This is a genomic window from Kineococcus rugosus, assembly GCF_050871975.1.
Taxonomy (GTDB): domain Bacteria; phylum Actinomycetota; class Actinomycetes; order Actinomycetales; family Kineococcaceae; genus Kineococcus.
On record NZ_JBJLSJ010000035.1, the window covers coordinates 38231 to 54595 of the forward strand.

Consider the following 16365-nt stretch of genomic DNA (forward strand, 5'->3'; position numbering starts at 1 on the left):
AGCGGGAGGAGGCGTTCGCCGCCGGGCGGGCCGTCCGCCCGGACCCGCCCGGACGCGCCCGCGCGCCGGGCCACCGCCGGCACCACCGACCTGGTGGTGGTGGGGTCCAGCACCGGCGGCCCGGCGCTGCTGTCGGCGCTGCTGTCGCAGTTCCCGGCCGACTTCCCCGCCCCGGTGGTCATCGCCCAGCACATGCCGGCGTCCTTCACCGGGGCCCTGGCCCAGCGGCTGGACGCCTCCTGCGCGCTGCCGGTGCGGGAGGTCACCGGCCTGGTCCCGGTGCAGCCGGGGCACGTCTACGTGGCCCGCGGCGACGCCGACGTGGTGCTGGGCCGGCGCGGGGAGGACCTCGTGGTCCGGCCCGCGCCCGCCGGGTCGGCCTACCGCTGGCACCCCAGCGTCGACCGGCTGGTCGCCAGCGCGCTGGAGCACGTGGACCCCGCCCGCACCGTCGGGGTCCTGCTCACCGGCATGGGCGACGACGGCGCCGAGCAGATGGCGCAGCTGAGGTCCCGCGGCGGCCGCACCGTGGCCGAGTCCGAGGAGTCGGCCGTGGTGTGGGGCATGCCCGGTCAGCTCGTGGCCCGCGGCGGCGCCACCCGGGTCCTGCACTCCGACCAGATCGCGGCGCAGGTCGTCGCCTGGGCCTGACCGCCCGCACCCCCGCACCCCCCACACCCCCCCCGCACCACCCCCCCCGTACCGCAGTTCCCCGAGGAGGAGCCATGGGCCTGGTCAAGAAGGCCGCCACCACCGCGGCCGCCGCGCCGAGCGCCGAGCGCCGCGACACCGCACGGGACCTGGACGGTCTGCTGGCGCAGCTGCGCAGCGACGAGGCCGAGCAGCGCCGCCTGGCCGCGCTGGACCTGGCCGGGGTGACGGCGGCGGTGCCGGCGCTGCTGTCCGCGGCGCGCGAGGAGCGGCAGCCGGTGGTGCGCGACGCGGTGCTCACCACCCTGGTCGCCCACGACCTGCCGGAGGTCGCGCGCGAGCTCGCCGGCTGGCTCGGCGACGACGACGCCGTCCGGCGCAACGCGGCGGTGGTGGCGCTGCAGGCCATGCCGAACGGCGCGGCCGCCGTCCTGGACGAGCTGCTGACCACCGGGGACGTCCGGGTCCGGACCCTGGCCGTGATGGTGCTCAGCACCCTGCCCCACCCCGGGGTGCCGGACTGGCTGGAGGTCGTCGTGGACGCCGACGCCGACGAGAACGTCGTCGCCGCCGCCGTCGACACCGCCCAGCAGCTGGAGGACGGCCTGGCGCGGCAGCTGGCCACCGCCGCGGCCGCCCGCTTCCCGGACAACCCGTACCTGCGGTTCCTGGCGACCCTCGCGGCGGGTGCCCGGTGAGCCTGCCCACCACCAGCGGCGTGGGCGGTCAGCTCACCGACGCCCAGTTCACCCGCGTGCGGGAGTGGATCTACCGGCGCACCGGCATCCAGTTCGGCGACAACAAGCGCTACTTCGTCGACAAGCGCGTGAACTCCTGCGTGCGCGAGCACGGCGGCGACTTCAACCTCTGGTTCGCGTCCCTGCGCGCCGGGGCCGACGAGCGCGTCGCCCAGCAGCTGGTCAACGAGCTGACGGTCAACGAGACGTACTTCCTGCGCGAGGACCACCAGTTCGACTCGCTCGTGCGCACGGTCCTGCCCGGCGTCGCCGCGGCCCGCCGGGCCCGCCGGGACCCCGCGCCGATCCGCATCCTGTCCGTCCCCTGCTCGACGGGGGAGGAGCCGTACTCCATCGCGCTGCGCCTGCTGTCGGACTGGCCGGGCATCGAGGAGTTCGACGTGGAGATCGTCGCCGCGGACATCGACACCCGCGTCCTGGACCTCGCCCAGCGCGGGGAGTACGGGGCGCGGTCGATGCACCGCGTCCCCCCGGCGATGCGGAACCAGTTCTTCGAGCGCATCGGCGGGGACCGCCACCGCCTCAGCGCCGACGTGCGCGAGGCCATCGAGTTCACGACCGCGAACATCTGCGACACCGCGCAGATGCGTTCCTTCCGCGCCTTCGACGTCGTGTTCTGCCGCAACGTCCTCATCTACTTCGACGAGATCTCCTCCCGGCGCGCCGCGGAGAACCTCTTCGGCGCCCTGCGACCGGGCGGGTTCCTCTTCCTGGGGCACTCGGAGTCCATGAGCCGCATCTCACCCATCTTCGACCCCGTCCGGCTGCCGGAGGGGATCGTCTACCAGCGACCCGCGATCGGAGCCACGGCATGAACCCGCTCACCGAGAACCCCGGGGACGGGACGCCGTCGCGCGGCCTGGCCCTGGTCGTCGACGACGCCCCCACGGTCCGGATGTACCACGGCGGTGTCCTGCGCGCCGCCGGGTTCACCGTCGAGGAGGCCGCCAACGGCCTGGAGGCGCTGGAGGTGCTGCTGGTGAACCGCTACGACCTCGTCGTCACGGACGTGAACATGCCGCACATGGACGGTTTCACGCTCGTGCGCCGGCTGCGGGGGGAGGCCCTGTCCCGTTCGGTGCCGGTGGTCACCATCAGCACCGAGTCGCAGGAGTCCGACGCCGAGGCCGGGTACGCCGCCGGCGCCAACCTGTACCTCGTCAAACCGGTGGCGCCCGACCTGCTCACCCGCGTCGCGGACCTGCTCACCGCGCCCCTGCCCTCGCCCTCCTCCGCATCCAGTTCGACCACCGGGAGCCGGTCGTGACCAACCCCCTGCTCGTGCAGTTCGTCGCCGAGTCGGCCGACCTGCTCGCCGACGTCGACGAGGGCCTGCTGCGCCTGGAGGCCGAACCCGGCGACGGTGAGCTCGTCAACGCCGTGTTCCGCGCCGCGCACACCTTCAAGGGTTCCTCCGGGTTGTTCGACCTGCCGGAGCTGACGCGGCTCACCCACGCCGCCGAGGACCTGCTCGACGCCGTCCGCGCCGGCCGGCTCGCCCTGACCCCGGAGATGGTCGACGCCCTGCTGTGGGCGTTCGACACCGTCCGGCGCTGGATGCCGGTCGTCGAGGCCACCGGCCGGACCCCCGAGGGCGCCGACCGCGAGGCCGACACCCAGTCGGCGGTGCTGCGGTCCTGGCTGGGCGAACGGGTCCAGCCGGACGTGACGGACGCGGCCCCCGCGGCCGTCCCCGCCGCACCGCAGGACCTGCCCGGTTGGCTGCGGGACCTGCCCACCGGCCACCTGGAGGAGCTGCGGGTCTGGCTGGAGACCACCGGCGCGACCGTGCGGGCGGTGCGGTACGAACCCGACGCGGCCTGCTTCTTCCGCGGCGAGGACCCGCTGAACCTGTTCCGCCAGGTGCCGGCCCTGGAACTGCTGCACACCGCGCCCGCGGCGCCGATGGGCGACATCGCCGACGTCGACGAGTACGAGTGCGTGCTGCGGTTCACCGCCCTGACCCGCGCCGCGGCCGGGGAACTCGCCCACGTCTTCCGGTACGTGCCCGAGCAGGTGCAGGTCGTGGAGGTCTCGGCGCCCGCCCTGACCCGGCTGCTGCGCGGCGAACCCGCCGGGCCCGCCGCGGACGCGGTCGCGCCGGACGCCCCCGAGGGGGCCGGGGCGGGCCTGGACCCGCTGCACGCCCTGCTGCTGCAGGCCCAGTGCCGGCTGCTCTCGCACGTGGGGACCGACGCCGACGACGTCAGCGACGGCCCCCCGGCCGGCGCCGCGCGCGTGCGCTCGGCCGCCGCGGTCGCGCTGCGCATCGCCACCGCCGCGGGCCTGGACACCGCTCCCGGCGTCACCGGTCTCACCCACTTCCTCGAGACCGGTTTCGCCGGGCCGCTGGTGCAGTGGATCGGCGAGGTCACCGCGGGGGCCGGCGCCCCGGCCCCCAGCCTGGCCGAGCAGGAGCGCGGCGCCGCCGCGCCCGCCCCGGTCCCGGCCCCCCGAACCTCCCCGGAGGAGGCCCCGGCCGCGCGGGCCGACGCCCCGGCGCCCGAGGACGCCTCCCGCGCCGCGCGGGTCCTGAAGGTCGAGCAGGCCAAGGTCGACAAGCTGCTCGACCTCGTCGGGGAACTCGTCGTGGCCAAGAACGCCCTGCCCTTCGTGGCGCAGGAGGCCGAGGACGCCGGTTCGCGCGCCCTGGCCCGCCGCGTCCTGGACGAGTACGCCGTCGTCAGCCGGGTCAGCGAGGAACTGCAGCAGGCCGTCATGGACGTGCGGATGCTGCCGGTCTCCACGGCTTTCGCCCGCGCCCCCCGCCTGGTGCGCGACCTGTCGCGCAAGCTGGGCAAGAAGGTCCACCTCGTGCAGGAGGGGGAGGAGACGGCCGCGGACAAGGACGTGATCGAGATGCTCACCGAGCCCCTCGTGCACCTGGTCCGCAACAGCCTCGACCACGGCATCGAAACCCCGGAGCAGCGCCTGGCCGCCGGCAAGCCCGAGGAGGCGACGCTGCTGCTGCGCGCCGCCCCCGACGGCGACGCGGTCCTCGTGGAGATCGTCGACGACGGGCGCGGCATCGACACCGCCGTCGTGCGGGCCAAGGCCTACCAGCGCGGGCTGATCGACGAGCACGCCCTGGAGAACATGTCCGAGGAGGAGGCGGCCCAGCTGGTCTTCGCCCCGGGTTTCTCCACCGCCGAGGTCATCTCCGACGTCTCCGGGCGCGGGGTCGGCATGGACGCGGTGCGCAGTTCCATCGAGCGGCTCGGCGGCTCGGTCACCACGCAGAACCGGCCCGGGCAGGGTCTGACGGTGCGGCTGCGGCTGCCCCTGACGATGGCCGTCTCGCGGGTCCTGCTGCTGACCGCCGGCGGGCAGCGCTTCGGCGTCCCGCTGGACGACGTGGTGGAGACCGTGCGGGTGGACCGCGCCGACGTCACCCGCGTGGCCGGGCACCCCGTCCTGGCCCTGCGCGACGACGTGGTTCCGCTGGTGTCCCTGGGGGCCCTGCTGGGCACCGGCGGGGACCTGGACGCCGAGGCGCTCAACGTCCTGGTGGTGCGCACCGGTACCGGCCCCCTGGGCCTGGTGGTGGACCGCTTCCACCAGAACACCGACGTCATCCTCAAACCCCTCGAGGGTTTCCTGGCCGCCACCCCCGGCTACTGCGGCACCGCCCTGCTGGGCGACGGCCTCGTCCTGCTGGTCCTCGACGTCAAGGAGCTGAACTCCCGTGCCGCTGCACTTCGCTGAGAACACCGCCGTCCTGAGCGGTGCCGTCGTGGTCGACGACGCCGAGCCGCTGGCGGCCTGGCTGCGCGCCACCCCGGACCCGCACGCCGACCTGGCCGGTTGCCGGCACCTGCACACCGCTGCGCTGCAGGCGCTGCTGGCGGCCCGGGTCAAGGTCGGCGCCGCTCCTGCCGATGAGTTCCTCAGGGTGTGGGTCCTGCCGCTGCTGCAGGCCGCTCCCGCCGAGGACCCCGCTGCAGCTGACGAACCCGCTGACGCCGAGGACACCGCCCAGGACCCCGCCGAGGACACCGCCCAGGACCCCGCGGAACCCCTCCCGACCACGGTCGCCGACGTCCCGACCGACGTCCCGGCCGACGCTCCCGCCGACGTTCCCGTCGAACTCCCCGCCCACCCCGCACCCGAAGAGGCCCTCCGATGACCACCGTCATGCTCGTCGACGACTCGCCCACCATGCTCATGAGCATCAAGTCCATCCTCACCAAGGAGGGCCTGGTGGTCGAGACCGCCGCCGACGGCCAGGAGGCGCTGGACCGCATCAAGGGCGGCCTGAAGCCCAACCTCGTCATCAGCGACGTGAACATGCCCCGCCTGGACGGCATCGGCTTCGTGCGCGAGGCGCGCCGCGCGGGTCTGCGCTTCACCCCCATCCTCATGCTGACCACCGAGTCCGAGCAGACCAAGCGGGACGAGGCCAAGGCCGCCGGCGCCACCGGCTGGCTCGTCAAGCCCGTGACCGGCGACGCGCTGATGAGCGTGATCCGCCAGGTCGTCCCCGGAGCCTGACGTGGGACTGTTCAGCAGGAACCGGGAGGAGCACCCCGTGGAGGCAGGACCGATCACCGACGTGCCCGCGACCACCGAGGTGCTCGCCCGGTCCGGGCGGCTGCTCGACGTGCTCGTCGCCCAGCTGGGCGACGTGGTCGACGGCACCGAGGAGGCCGCGTTCGGCCTCATCAGCGAGGTGCAGCAGATCGACGGCGGCGTGGAGCGCATGAGCGCCCTGGCCGACGAGCTGGTGCGCCGCTGCGAGCAGGGCGCCGACGAGGTGGCCCGCCGCACCCGCGAGAACGCCTCCGACGTCGAGGAACTCGTCCAGCTGGTCACCGACCGGGACCGCTCCGTCCTGGACCTGGTCGGGGAGGTCCGCGCCCTGGACCGCGAGGTGGACGCCATCGCCGCCGTCGCGCACGCCACCACCATCCTGGCGCTCAACGCCAAGATCGAGGCCGTGCGGGCCGGCGACGCCGGGGAGGGTTTCTCGGTGGTGGCCGACGAGGTGCGGGAACTGTCGCGGCAGTCGGCCCAGGCCGCCTCCAGCGTGCGCGCCGGGATCACCCGGGTCACGACGCTCATGGAGCAGCGCCTGGGCAGCGAGACCGGTTCGGCCGGCAGCTCCGAGCAGATCAACTCCCGCCTGGAGGGGATCGCCGCCGCGCAGCACGAGGCCTCGGAGGTGCTCAGCGCGAGCGTGGGCGCCACCCGCGAGGTCGCCGGCCAGATCGCCGGCGCGGTCGCGGACCTGGGGACGCGCACGACGGCGGCGATGGCGCAGACGCAGTTCCAGGACATCACCCGCCAGTCCGTCGCCGCGGTCACCGGGGCGATGGAGGAGCTGGGCCGGCAGCTGGCCGTCGTCACCGGTCACCTGAGCGGTGAGGCCGACGCCGAGGCCCTGCGCGCCCTCGACGACGCCGTCGCCACCCTGCAGTCGTCCTACGTCTCCCAGCGCCAGCGGGCGGTGCACGCCGGGCACGGGTCCCGGGGGGTGGCCCCCGCGCAGCCGGCGGCGCCGCTCGTCGAGCTGTTCTGACCCCCGGCCGGTGGCGACGGGCCGTCGCCACCGGCCGGGGCGTGCTCAGCGCGACGCCGCCCTGCCCCCGCCCGTGCGGGCCTCCGCGGCGTCGACGAGGGCGGTGGCGTTCAGGCCGTCGCGCGGGGCCACGGCCGAGCCGAGGCGCGCGCGCAGCCGCACGGGACCACCGGGGAGGTTCACCGGCTCGTCCAGGCTCTCGTGCAGCCGCCGCACGACGTCGCGCACCGGCCCGTCGTCGCCGGGCGGCAGGTCGGGCAGGAGGACCAGGAACTCGTTCCCGGCCAGCCGCCCCACCAGCCCGTTCGTGCGCACCACCGCCCGCAGGCGCCGGGCGGCGTGGACCAGCGCCCAGTCGCCGGCCTCGTGGCCCAGGCGGTCGTTGAGGGACCGGATGTCCTCGAGGTCGGCCAGGACGACGGCCACCGCGTCCCCGGTCCGCGCGCTGCGCCGCAGCTCCCGCTCCAGGTTCGCGACGATCCGCGCCCGGTTGGGCAGCCCCGTCAGGGAGTCGTGGTAGGCCAGGTGCGTCGCGCGCTGCTCGCGCTCGACGCGCTCGCTGACGTCGAACTGGTTGCCGATGAAGTGCGTCAGGCGCCCGGTGGAGTCGTGGACGGGACTGATCGTGATCTCGTTCCAGAACGGCGTGCCGTCGAGCCGGTAGTTCAGCAGGGTGGTCTGCACGGCGCGGCCGGTCAGCAGGCGCCGCGCGATGACGCGCACCTGCGTGCGGTCGGTCCCGCTGCCCTGCAGCAGGCGGCAGTTGCGCCCGAGGACCTGCTGCGCGGCGTACCCGGTCATCTGCTCGAACGCGGCGTTGACGTACACCAGCGGCAGGTCGGGCGCGGTGGCGTCCGCGATGACGATGCCGTTGCGGGCGGTGGCGATGGCCCGGGTGAGCAGCCCGGGCAGCTCGGCCGGGGCCACGCCGCCGAGCATCGACGCGCCGGTGCCCGCGCGCGGGCGCACCACCACCGCCTCCCCGGGCGGACCGGCGGCCTCGTCCCCGACGCGGTCCCCGGCGCGGTCCCCGGTGAGGTCCCCGGCGTCGGCCGGCTCGGGGTCCCGGGCACCGACGTGCACCCTCGACATCAGCACGTTCGCGGCCTCGATCACCTGGTCCCGGTCGTAGCTCAGGACGTAGGTCATGGGCCGACGGTGACCGGTGGCCGCACCGTCGGGGGCGGCGTCGCGGGCGGCCAGGGCGGCGGCGAAGTGGGGGGAGACGACCGTCACCACCCACTCCTGCCCGACCGGGTCGTCGTCGGCCAGCGCCCTGCCGTGCGCCCCGGGGACGGGGGTGGCCGGGATGCCCGGGCCCAGGACGGCGGTCAGGCAGGAGACCGCGGCCAGGGCCTCGTACCGGCGGCGCGTGGCGCTGGTGAAGGAGTCCGCGTGCTGGAAGCAGGACAGGACGACGGTCGTCTCGTCCAGCAGCATCGCCTGGCGCTCGACCTGCCGGGTCAGCGCGGCCAGCAGGTCCGGGCTCGTCGGCCGGGCGGCCACGCCGCGGGCGAGGACCTCGAAGGCGGTGGTGGCCGCCGGGGGCACCGGGGGCGCCGGGGGCAGCGCCAGCGGCGCCCCCCACCGCTCGGGGAGGTTCCCGGGCCGGGCGAAGTGCCACCCCTGCCCCAGCCGGGCCCCCATCCCCAGCGCCCGGCGCAGGTGCTCGGGGGTCTCGATGCCCTCGGCCAGGACGAGCGCGCCGCTGCGCTGCGCCTCGGCGTGCACGGCGTTGACGATGGTCGCCACGTCCAGCGAGGGGCGGGACCGGACCAGCGCCAGGTCGAGCTTGACGACCTGCGGGCGCAGGAACGGCATCAGCGCCAGCGCGGCCGGTTCGGCGCCCACGTCGTCCAGGGCGACCGCCCACCCCAGGTCCCGCACCCGGGCGACACCGGCCAGCAGCTGCGCGGGGTCGTGCAGCAGGTCCCGCTCGGTGACCTCCACGACGACCTGCACCCCCGGGTCGAGCACGCTCGCGAGCTCGGCCAGGTCCCGGTGCGACAGGGTCCCGAGCGTGGGGGGCTCGACGTTGACGAACAGCGTCGCCCCCGCCGGCAGGGAACCGGCGGTGGTGAGGACGCACCGCAGGCACTCGGCGTCCAGGCGCAGGGCGGCGGGGCCACCGGGGTCGCCGGCCCCGGCGAACAGCTGGGCGGGGCTCAGCTCGGCGCCGCCCCGGCGCGCGCGGACGAGCCCCTCGACGGCGACGACCCGGCCGCTGTCCAGGTCCACGACGGGCTGGTAGACCGCCCGCAGGTGGTGCTGGTCGTCGGGGTCGGGCACCTCGGGGTCGGACGCCGTCGTCATCGCCACCGCCTCACGTCCTGAGCGTCCGGGGTCCGCACGGACCGCTCCGACTGTAGGGACGCGCCCGGCGCTTGTCGCGGTGATCCCGGGTTCAGGCGGCGAGCAGGTTCACCGCGGCGGTGGCGCCGCAGGCCACGACGCTGACCGGGGCCCACACGGCCCGCTCGACGCGGCTGCGGGTGATCAGGTTCAGGACGGCCCCGACGGCGAGCAGGGCCACGAGCACCCACAGCGCGGCGGGCAGGGCTCCCTCGGGCAGCGGCGTCCGGACGCCGACGCCGGCGCGGCGCAGCACGAGCAGCGCGGCGGTGGCCCAGACGAGCGCCGCGACCAGGCTGGTGACCCGCAGGCGCGGGGGCAGGTGGTCGGGGGCGCCGCCGTACGCGGCCCGGCCCCAGGGGGCGCCGGCGGCGAGGGCGACCTGGAACCCGGCGACGACCAGCAGGAGCAGGGCGGCGGTCGCGCCGGCGGCCAGGAGCGGGGTCACGTCCGCAGGGTAGGGTCTTGTATCTGGCAGATACAAGGAGGACCGTGAACCAGACCGAGCTCGTCGTGCTGGCGGTGCTGAGCGTGCGCCCCGCCACCGGCTACGCGGTGCGCGAGGTGGTCCACGGGCAGCTCGGCGCCTTCTGGGGCGAGAGCTTCGGGCAGATCTACCCGGCGATCTCCCGGCTCGTGGCCGACGGCTCGGTGCAGCCCGTCGAGGGGGGACGCGCGGGGTCGGCGCGGTACGCGCTGACCGCCGCCGGCCGCGCCCGGCTCCTCGACGGCCTGGCCGCCCCGCCCGTGCCGCAGCGCCCGCGTGACGGGACGCTGCTCCGGCTGTTCTTCGGGGACCTGCTGGGGCCCGCGGCCTGCGCCGACCTGGTGCGGCAGGTGCGCGACCGGGCCGGTGAGCGGATCGCCGAGCTCGCCGCGGCGCGCGCCGAGGTCGAGGGTGAGCTCGCGGCCGGGGAGCCCCGGGCCCGGTACTGGCTCATGACGATCTCGGCGGGGGAGCACACCGCCCGCGCGGCGCTGGCGTGGTGCGAGGAGACGCTGGCCGCCCTCGCCGGGGAACCGCCCCCCGCGGGCCCGCTGGGTACGATCCCGCGGTGACCCCCCGCTCCGTGCCGCCGTCCCGGCCTGCCCGGGAGTCGCTGGCCGACTCGGTGCACGCCTCGCTGCTGGCCTGGTTGATGGACGGCAACGCCCGCCCGGGGGAGTCGCTCAGCATCGACGGCCTGGCCCGCACCCTGGGGGTCTCGCCGACCCCGGTGCGGGAGGCGATGGCCCGGATCGAGGGCACCGGCCTGGTCGAGCGGGTCGCCATGCGGGGCTACCGGGTCGCGGGGCTGCTCTCGCCGCGCGAGGTCGAGGAGCTCATGGACGCGCGGCTGCTGCTGGAGTGCCACAACGCGGCCGCGGCCGCCGCCCGCGTCGACGAGGACCTGCTGGACCGGCTCGCGGACACGGTGCGGCGCATGGAGGAGGCGCCCAAGGGGCCGTCCTTCGCGGACTACCAGGACTACCACCGGGCCGACAACGAGTTCCACCGGCTGCTGAACCGGGCGGGCGGCAACACCTTCCTGGCCGAGGCCTTCGAGGCGCTGAACGGGCAGGTGCAGCGGTTCCGGCTGCGGCTGGTCGGCGACGGGGTCACGGACGCGGAGATGGCGATCGTCGAGCACGGCGCGCTGGTGCGGGCCCTGCGGGCGCGGGACGCGGCGGCGGCGGCGGAGCGGATGCGCGAGCACCTGGAGGCCGTGCGCGCGCGGGCCATCGCGGACAGCGCCGCGGTCGGCCACGGCAGCGCGACCGGCTCCTGACGTCCTGCCGGGCTCCAGCAGGCCCGCTTGACACCTACATCCTATTGGATGTTGCATGCGCCGGGCGGACCCGTCCGTCCGAGCGACCTCTGTGAACGATGACGTCTTCAGGAGCAGGCAGTGACCTCACCCACCACCCCGGAGCAGACCCAGCTGGTCGACTCCGCCGTCCGCCGCTCGGTCAAGCGGCTCATCCCGTTCCTCCTGCTGATGTACGTGATCGCGTTCCTCGACCGCAGCAACGTCGGGTTCGCCAAGGAGGAGCTCGAGATCAACATCGGGCTCTCGGCCTCGGCGTACGCGCTGGGGGCGGGCCTGTTCTTCGTCGGGTACGCCGTGTTCGAGGTGCCCAGCAACCTGATCATGCACCGGGTCGGCGCCCGCTGGTGGATGGCCCGGATCATGGTGACCTGGGGCATCATCGCCACCGCCTTCATGTTCGTGCAGGGCGAGACGATGTTCTACGTCCTGCGCTTCCTGCTCGGCGTCGCCGAGGCCGGTTTCTTCCCCGGCGTCCTGCTCTACCTGACCTACTGGTTCCCCGAGGACCGGCGCGCGTTCGCGACCGGCCTGTTCCAGATGGGCCTGCCGCTGGCCAACATCGTCGGCGGACCGCTCTCGGGCGGGCTCCTGGAGCTCGACGGCGCCGCCGGCCTCGCCGGGTACCAGTGGCTGTTCATGGTCGAGGGCCTCATCGCCGTCGTCGTCGGCGTCGTCGCGGTGTTCTACCTGACCGACCGGCCCGAGAAGGCCGCGTGGATGCCCGCCGCCGAGCGCGACGCCCTGCTGGCCCGGCTGGACGCCGACAACGCCGACCGCGCCGCCGTCGGCGGGCACCAGGGCTGGGGCAAGGCCCTGCTCAACCCCCGCGTCCTGTACTTCTGCCTGATCTGCCTGTGCATCCAGGCCGCCGTCTACGGGCTGACGTTCTTCCTGCCCACCCAGGTCGCGTCCATCACCGGCCGCGAGGTCGGGTTCAAGGTCGGCCTGCTCACCTCCATCCCGTGGCTGTGCGCCCTCGTGACGATCGCGGTCCTGCCGCGGTTCGCCGACCGCAGCGGCCGGCACCGCGAGATCGGCGCCGGGCTGCTGGTCCTGTCCGGGGCCGGCATCGCGGTCTCGGCCGTCGCCGGCAACGCCGTCGTCGCCATCGTCGCCCTGTGCGTCGCCGCGGTCGGGTTCGTCACCTGCCAGCCGCTGTTCTGGACCCTGCCCACCCGCTACCTCAGCGGGGCGGCGCTGGCCGCCGGCTTCGGCCTCATCAACGGCCTGGGCAACCTCGGCGGGTTCATCGCCCCGAACATCCGCGTCTGGGCCGAGGAGACCTTCGACTCCACCACCGCGGGCCTGTTCGCCCTCGCCGGGATGGCCGTCCTGGGTGCGCTGTTCCTGCTGGGCACCCGGTTCCTGCGCGACGCCCCCGCCGACGCGACGGCCACCCGGCCCGCCGGCGCGGTCCGCTGACCCACCCCCTCGACCCCCTGGAGACCACCGTGGAGTTCCCCACCCGCCGCACCGCCGTCGTCACCGGAGTCGGTGCCCCCCGCGGCATCGGCCGCGTCGTGGCCCGCCGCCTCGCGAAGGACGGCTGGAGCCTGGGCCTGGTCGACATCTCCGCCACCGGCGTGGACGAGATCACCCGCGAGCTGTCCGACGCCGGCGCCGAGGTCCACGGCGCCGTCACCGACATCGCCTCGCCCGACTCCGTCGCGGACGCGTTCGCGCGGTTCGACCGCGAACTGCCGCCCGTCGTCGGCCTGGTCAACCTCGCCGGCATCGCCGACCCCACCCCGCTGATGGAACTGACCGTCGAGGGCTGGAACCGGACGATGGCCGTCAACGCCACCGGGTCGCTGCTGATGATCCAGGCCGCCGCCCGCCGGATGATCGAGGTCGGGGTGGGACGCATCGTGAACACCTCCTCGATCACCGCGGTCGACGGCGGCGGGACGTTCTCGAAGACCTCCTACGCCGCGGCCAAGGCCGCGGTCCTGGGGCTGACCCGCGGCGCGGCCCGCGAACTGGGACCGCACGGCATCACCGCCAACGCGATCCTGCCCGGTCCCATCGACACCGACATCATGGGCGGCACGCTGAGCGAGGAGCGCAAGGCGGGGATGGCCGCGGGCATCCCCGTCGGCCGCGTCGGCACCCCGGCCGACATCGCCGCGATGGTGGCGTTCCTGCTGTCCGAGGACGCCGGGTTCGTCACCGGCGCCAGCTACCAGGTCGACGGCGGCAAGCACATCAACTGACCCGCCGAACGCCGAACGCCCGCCCCGGGTCCCGGGGCGGGCGGTCGGGGTCAGCCGGTGGGTCAGGCGGTGAAGACGTACTCGGTGGTGGTGGCGAACTCCCCGCCCGGGCGCAGCACCGAGTCCCCCAGCAGCGGCTGGTTCACGGCGTCGGGCAGCAGCTGGGTCTCCAGGCACAGCGCGTCGCCCTGCCGCACCGGCCGGCCCGCCGTCGTGCGCCAGGACCCGTCGAGGAAGTTGCCCGAGTAGAACTGCAGGCCCGGCAGGTCGGTGCGCACGGTGACCGTGCGGCCGCTGCGGGGGCCGGTCAGCGCGGCGACCTCGCGCAGCGCGCCCGGGTCGTCCAGGACCACGCAGTGGTCGTAGCCGCCGGCGCGCAGGAGCTGCTCGTCGGCCTCGCGCAGCCGCTCCCCGACGCGGGTGGGTGCGCTGAAGTCGAACGGGGTGCCGGCGGTGGGCGCGAGCTCGCCGGTGGGGACGAGGTGCTCGTCGACCGGCAGGTAGCGCGAGGCCCGCAACCGCACCACGTGGTCCTCGACCGTGCCCGCGCCGTCGAGGGCGAAGTAGGCGTGGTTCGTCAGGTTCACCGGGGTGGGGGCGTCGGCGGTGGCGCGGTACTCCAGGCGCAGGACGACCGCCCCCTCCTCCTCCCGCAGCGAGTACGTGACCGAGGCGTCCAGGGTCCCGGGGAAACCCATGTCGCCGTCGGGGCTGCGCAGGGACAGCCGCACGCCCGGCACCCCGTCGGCGTCGACCTCGGACGCGGTCCAGACCCGCTGGTCGAAACCCTCCGCGCCGCCGTGCAGGGCGTTGCGGCCGTCGTTCAGCGGCACGCGGTGCTCCATGCCGTCCAGGGTGAAGCGGCCGCCGGCGAGCCGGTTCGCCACCCGGCCCACGACCGCGCCGGGGTACCCGGAGGCGGCCTCGTACGCGGCGACGTCCGGCAGGGCGACCACGGCGTCCCCGAGGGCGCCCGCGGAGTCCGGCACGAGGACCTGCTGCAGCGTCGCCCCGCGCGTGAGCACCGCGGCGCTCGCGCCCGAGGGCAGGCGCAGCTCCCAGCGCTCCACCGGTTCGCCCCGGCGGGTGCGGCCGAAGGGGGTGCTGTGCAACGTCGCCGTCATGGGGCGATCGTGCCCTACCCGCCCGCGGCGCCCCCCGCGGACCCCGCGGTCAGTCCAGGCGCCAGTCGATCCCGTCCCCGCCCGCCTCGCGCAGCAGGGCGTCCACCCGGCTGAAGGGCCGGGAGCCGAAGAACCCGCGCGAGGCCGACAGCGGGCTGGGGTGGACCCCCGCGACCACCGGCACCCCCTCCAGCAGCGGGGTGACCTGCTGCGCGTCGCGCCCCCACAGCAGCGCCACGAGCGGACCGCCGCGCGCCGCGAGCGCGCGGACCGCGGCGTCGGTGACGGCCTGCCAGCCGAGCTTGCGGTGCGAGCCGGAGGCGCCGGAGCGGACCGTCAGGACGCGGTTGAGCAGCAGGACCCCCGCCTCGGTCCAGCGCGACAGGTCACCGTGCTCGGGCGGCACGACCCCCACGTCCTCGCGCAGCTCGCGCCCGATGTTGACCAGGCTGCGCGGCAGCGGCCGCACGTGCGGCTCGACGGCGAAGCTCAGGCCGATCGGGTGCCCGGGGGTGGGGTAGGGGTCCTGGCCGACCAGCAGCACGCGGACCGCCTCGAACGGCTGCCGGAACGCGCGCAGCACGTGCTCCGGTGCCGGCAGCCACCCCTCCGGCTCGGCGGCCAGCGCCGCCGAGACCCGCTCGAGGTCCGCGCGGGCCGGTCCCAGCGCCCGCGCCCAGCCCGGGTCGAGGTCGTCCAGGCCCAGTCCGGCCGGGTCGTGCGGGGTCTGCGGGAAGGGTGGGGGAGCAGTCACGGGAGTGACGCTACGACCGCGCGACGCGCCGTGCGTCGTCGGAGCCGGTGTCGGTACCCCCTCCTAGACTCCCCAACGTGGTCACCGGTCCGGGGGCCCGGCAGGACGGAGGGGGACACGTGGAGCGGTCGGACGCCGCAGCGCGCATCGAGCGCGACGAGCACGAGCGGGCGGGGGAGCTGCCCGAGGGGCTGAGCCGCCGGGACGCCGAGATCCTCGCCTTCGAGCGCCAGTGGTGGAAGTACGCCGGCGCGAAGGAGCAGGCCGTGCGCGAGCTGTTCGACCTCTCGCCGACGCGGTACTACCAGCTGCTCAACGCGCTCATCGACTCCCCGGCCGCGCTGGCGCACGACCCGATGCTCGTCAAGCGGCTGCGCCGGATGCGCGCGAGCCGCCAGCGCGCGCGCTCGGCCCGCCGCCTGGGCGTGCAGCCCTGAGCGGGCGGGGTCAGCGGCCCCGTCAGCTGGCCGCTCGGCGCGGTGCGCACCGCACCCGGCGGGGCCCCGCCGGCGTCCTGCTCCTCCTGCTGGCCTGGCTGGTCGTCGCGGGCGCCGTCGCGGCCGGTCTGGCGGCGCTCCTGCGGCCGGTGCTCGGACCGCTGCTGGAGGTGGCGCGGGGCGTCCTGTGAGCGGCGGTGGCGTGACGGTCCGGTGAAGACCGCGCACGACCGGGTTCGTCGAACCCTGTCCCACCAGCCCCTCCCCGCACTAGCCTTGGCCTCGGTCGATCCGTTCGGCGAGCACCACCCCCGCGGGGAGCGCACGTCGGCGTCGCTCACGGCCGCGTGGCCGCGGGCAGCGTGAGACCCGTGCCCGGCGCGCCCCCGCGCCGGGGGCGTCTTCCGCTCGCTGCACCACAGGAGAAGCAATGGCTCAGGGCACCGTGAAGTGGTTCAACGCCGAGAAGGGGTACGGCTTCATCACCGTCGACGACGGTGGCGCGGACGTGTTCGTGCACTACTCGGCGATCGTGGCGGACGGGTACCGCGCCCTCGAGGAGGGCCAGCGCGTGGAGTTCGAGGTCGGGCAGGGCCAGAAGGGCCCGCAGGCCGAGAGCGTCCGCGCTCTCTGAGCCGCGCCGGGGGGGGGGGGGGGGGGGGCCCCCCCCCGGGGCCCGGCGAGGGCGGCGCGGAGGCGGTCGCGGGCGCTGTCGCGGAGCGCGGCGCCGACGGTGGTGAGGGTCCA

Annotated in this window: 18 protein-coding genes; 14 read left to right on the top strand and 4 right to left on the bottom strand. The window is 75.4% G+C overall.

Annotated features, from left to right (window positions below):
• The first annotated feature begins 99 nt into the window (after window positions 1–99).
• The 8 genes from ACRYM6_RS18255 to ACRYM6_RS18290 all read left to right on the top strand — a co-directional run bounded on the left by ACRYM6_RS18255 (window position 100) and on the right by ACRYM6_RS18290 (window position 6927).
• Window positions 100–651: a CheB methylesterase domain-containing protein gene (locus tag ACRYM6_RS18255; protein WP_432544307.1), complete on the top strand. Its 552-nt coding sequence runs from the start codon at window positions 100–102 to the stop codon at window positions 649–651.
• 74 nt (window positions 652–725) lie between these two features.
• Window positions 726–1349, top strand: coding sequence for a HEAT repeat domain-containing protein (locus tag ACRYM6_RS18260; protein WP_432544322.1), 624 nt, complete (start codon window positions 726–728; stop codon window positions 1347–1349).
• Window positions 1346–2224, top strand: coding sequence for a CheR family methyltransferase (locus tag ACRYM6_RS18265; protein WP_432544308.1), 879 nt, complete (start codon window positions 1346–1348; stop codon window positions 2222–2224). The genes ACRYM6_RS18260 and ACRYM6_RS18265 overlap by 4 nt, the downstream gene beginning before the upstream one ends.
• Window positions 2221–2676 carry a response regulator gene (locus tag ACRYM6_RS18270; protein WP_432544309.1) on the top strand — a complete coding sequence of 152 codons (456 nt, stop codon included), beginning with the start codon at window positions 2221–2223 and terminating at the stop codon, window positions 2674–2676. Before ACRYM6_RS18265 ends, ACRYM6_RS18270 begins: the two co-directional genes overlap by 4 nt.
• Window positions 2673–5114 (top strand): chemotaxis protein CheA, encoded by a 2442-nt coding sequence (locus ACRYM6_RS18275; protein WP_432544310.1) that lies wholly within the window; start codon window positions 2673–2675, stop codon window positions 5112–5114. Before ACRYM6_RS18270 ends, ACRYM6_RS18275 begins: the two co-directional genes overlap by 4 nt.
• Window positions 5095–5535, top strand: coding sequence for a hypothetical protein (locus ACRYM6_RS18280; RefSeq protein ID WP_432544311.1), 441 nt, complete (start codon window positions 5095–5097; stop codon window positions 5533–5535). The genes ACRYM6_RS18275 and ACRYM6_RS18280 overlap by 20 nt, the downstream gene beginning before the upstream one ends.
• Entirely contained in the window at window positions 5532–5900 is a 369-nt protein-coding gene (locus tag ACRYM6_RS18285) for a response regulator (RefSeq protein WP_432511312.1), read from the top strand. Before ACRYM6_RS18280 ends, ACRYM6_RS18285 begins: the two co-directional genes overlap by 4 nt.
• A 37-nt stretch (window positions 5901–5937) precedes the next feature.
• Window positions 5938–6927 (top strand): methyl-accepting chemotaxis protein, encoded by a 990-nt coding sequence (locus ACRYM6_RS18290; RefSeq protein WP_432544312.1) that lies wholly within the window; start codon window positions 5938–5940, stop codon window positions 6925–6927.
• 45 nt (window positions 6928–6972) lie between these two features.
• Here the strand turns inward: ACRYM6_RS18290 and ACRYM6_RS18295 are convergent, their stop codons facing one another.
• Window positions 6973–9240 carry an EAL domain-containing protein gene (locus tag ACRYM6_RS18295; protein ID WP_432544313.1) on the bottom strand — a complete coding sequence of 756 codons (2268 nt, stop codon included), beginning with the start codon at window positions 9238–9240 and terminating at the stop codon, window positions 6973–6975.
• Window positions 9241–9331: 91 nt separating this feature from the next.
• On the bottom strand, window positions 9332–9727 hold the full coding sequence (locus ACRYM6_RS18300) for a hypothetical protein (protein WP_432544314.1): 396 nt from the start codon (window positions 9725–9727) through the stop codon (window positions 9332–9334).
• A gap of 44 nt (window positions 9728–9771) precedes the next feature.
• On the opposite strand from ACRYM6_RS18300, the gene ACRYM6_RS18305 reads away from it, so the two are divergent.
• The 4 genes from ACRYM6_RS18305 (at window position 9772) to ACRYM6_RS18320 (ending at window position 13303) form a co-directional block, all read left to right on the top strand.
• Window positions 9772–10338 (top strand): PadR family transcriptional regulator, encoded by a 567-nt coding sequence (locus ACRYM6_RS18305; RefSeq protein ID WP_432544315.1) that lies wholly within the window; start codon window positions 9772–9774, stop codon window positions 10336–10338.
• A complete protein-coding gene (locus ACRYM6_RS18310) occupies window positions 10335–11048 on the top strand; it encodes a GntR family transcriptional regulator (RefSeq protein WP_432544316.1) in 714 nt (237 codons plus the stop codon). The genes ACRYM6_RS18305 and ACRYM6_RS18310 overlap by 4 nt, the downstream gene beginning before the upstream one ends.
• A gap of 120 nt (window positions 11049–11168) precedes the next feature.
• Complete coding sequence (locus ACRYM6_RS18315; protein WP_432544317.1) at window positions 11169–12512, top strand: MFS transporter; 1344 nt, start codon at window positions 11169–11171, stop codon at window positions 12510–12512.
• Between the two features lie 29 nt (window positions 12513–12541).
• Window positions 12542–13303 (top strand): SDR family NAD(P)-dependent oxidoreductase, encoded by a 762-nt coding sequence (locus ACRYM6_RS18320; protein WP_432544318.1) that lies wholly within the window; start codon window positions 12542–12544, stop codon window positions 13301–13303.
• A gap of 62 nt (window positions 13304–13365) precedes the next feature.
• Here the strand turns inward: ACRYM6_RS18320 and ACRYM6_RS18325 are convergent, their stop codons facing one another.
• Together ACRYM6_RS18325 and ACRYM6_RS18330 are read right to left on the bottom strand one after the other, a co-directional pair.
• Window positions 13366–14427, bottom strand: a complete 1062-nt coding sequence (locus ACRYM6_RS18325) for an aldose epimerase family protein (RefSeq protein ID WP_432544319.1) — start codon at window positions 14425–14427, stop codon at window positions 13366–13368.
• Between the two features lie 49 nt (window positions 14428–14476).
• Window positions 14477–15133: a uracil-DNA glycosylase gene (locus ACRYM6_RS18330; protein WP_432544320.1), complete on the bottom strand. Its 657-nt coding sequence runs from the start codon at window positions 15131–15133 to the stop codon at window positions 14477–14479.
• Between the two features lie 194 nt (window positions 15134–15327).
• Between ACRYM6_RS18330 and ACRYM6_RS18335 the strand changes: the two genes are divergently transcribed.
• Window positions 15328–15618, top strand: a complete 291-nt coding sequence (locus tag ACRYM6_RS18335; protein ID WP_432544321.1) for a DUF3263 domain-containing protein — start codon at window positions 15328–15330, stop codon at window positions 15616–15618.
• Window positions 15619–16048: 430 nt separating this feature from the next.
• Window positions 16049–16252 carry a cold-shock protein gene (locus ACRYM6_RS18340; RefSeq protein WP_106212766.1) on the top strand — a complete coding sequence of 68 codons (204 nt, stop codon included), beginning with the start codon at window positions 16049–16051 and terminating at the stop codon, window positions 16250–16252.
• The last annotated feature ends 113 nt before the right edge of the window (window positions 16253–16365 follow it).

Coding starts and splice junctions, on each gene's coding strand:
- ACRYM6_RS18260 (WP_432544322.1), top strand. CDS start 726: ATGGGCCTGGTCAAGAAGGCCGCCACCACCGCGGCCGCCGCGCCGAGC.
- ACRYM6_RS18270 (WP_432544309.1), top strand. CDS start 2,221: ATGAACCCGCTCACCGAGAACCCCGGGGACGGGACGCCGTCGCGCGGC.
- ACRYM6_RS18285 (WP_432511312.1), top strand. CDS start 5,532: ATGACCACCGTCATGCTCGTCGACGACTCGCCCACCATGCTCATGAGC.
- ACRYM6_RS18295 (WP_432544313.1), bottom strand. CDS start 9,240: ATGACGACGGCGTCCGACCCCGAGGTGCCCGACCCCGACGACCAGCAC.
- ACRYM6_RS18325 (WP_432544319.1), bottom strand. CDS start 14,427: ATGACGGCGACGTTGCACAGCACCCCCTTCGGCCGCACCCGCCGGGGC.
- ACRYM6_RS18340 (WP_106212766.1), top strand. CDS start 16,049: ATGGCTCAGGGCACCGTGAAGTGGTTCAACGCCGAGAAGGGGTACGGC.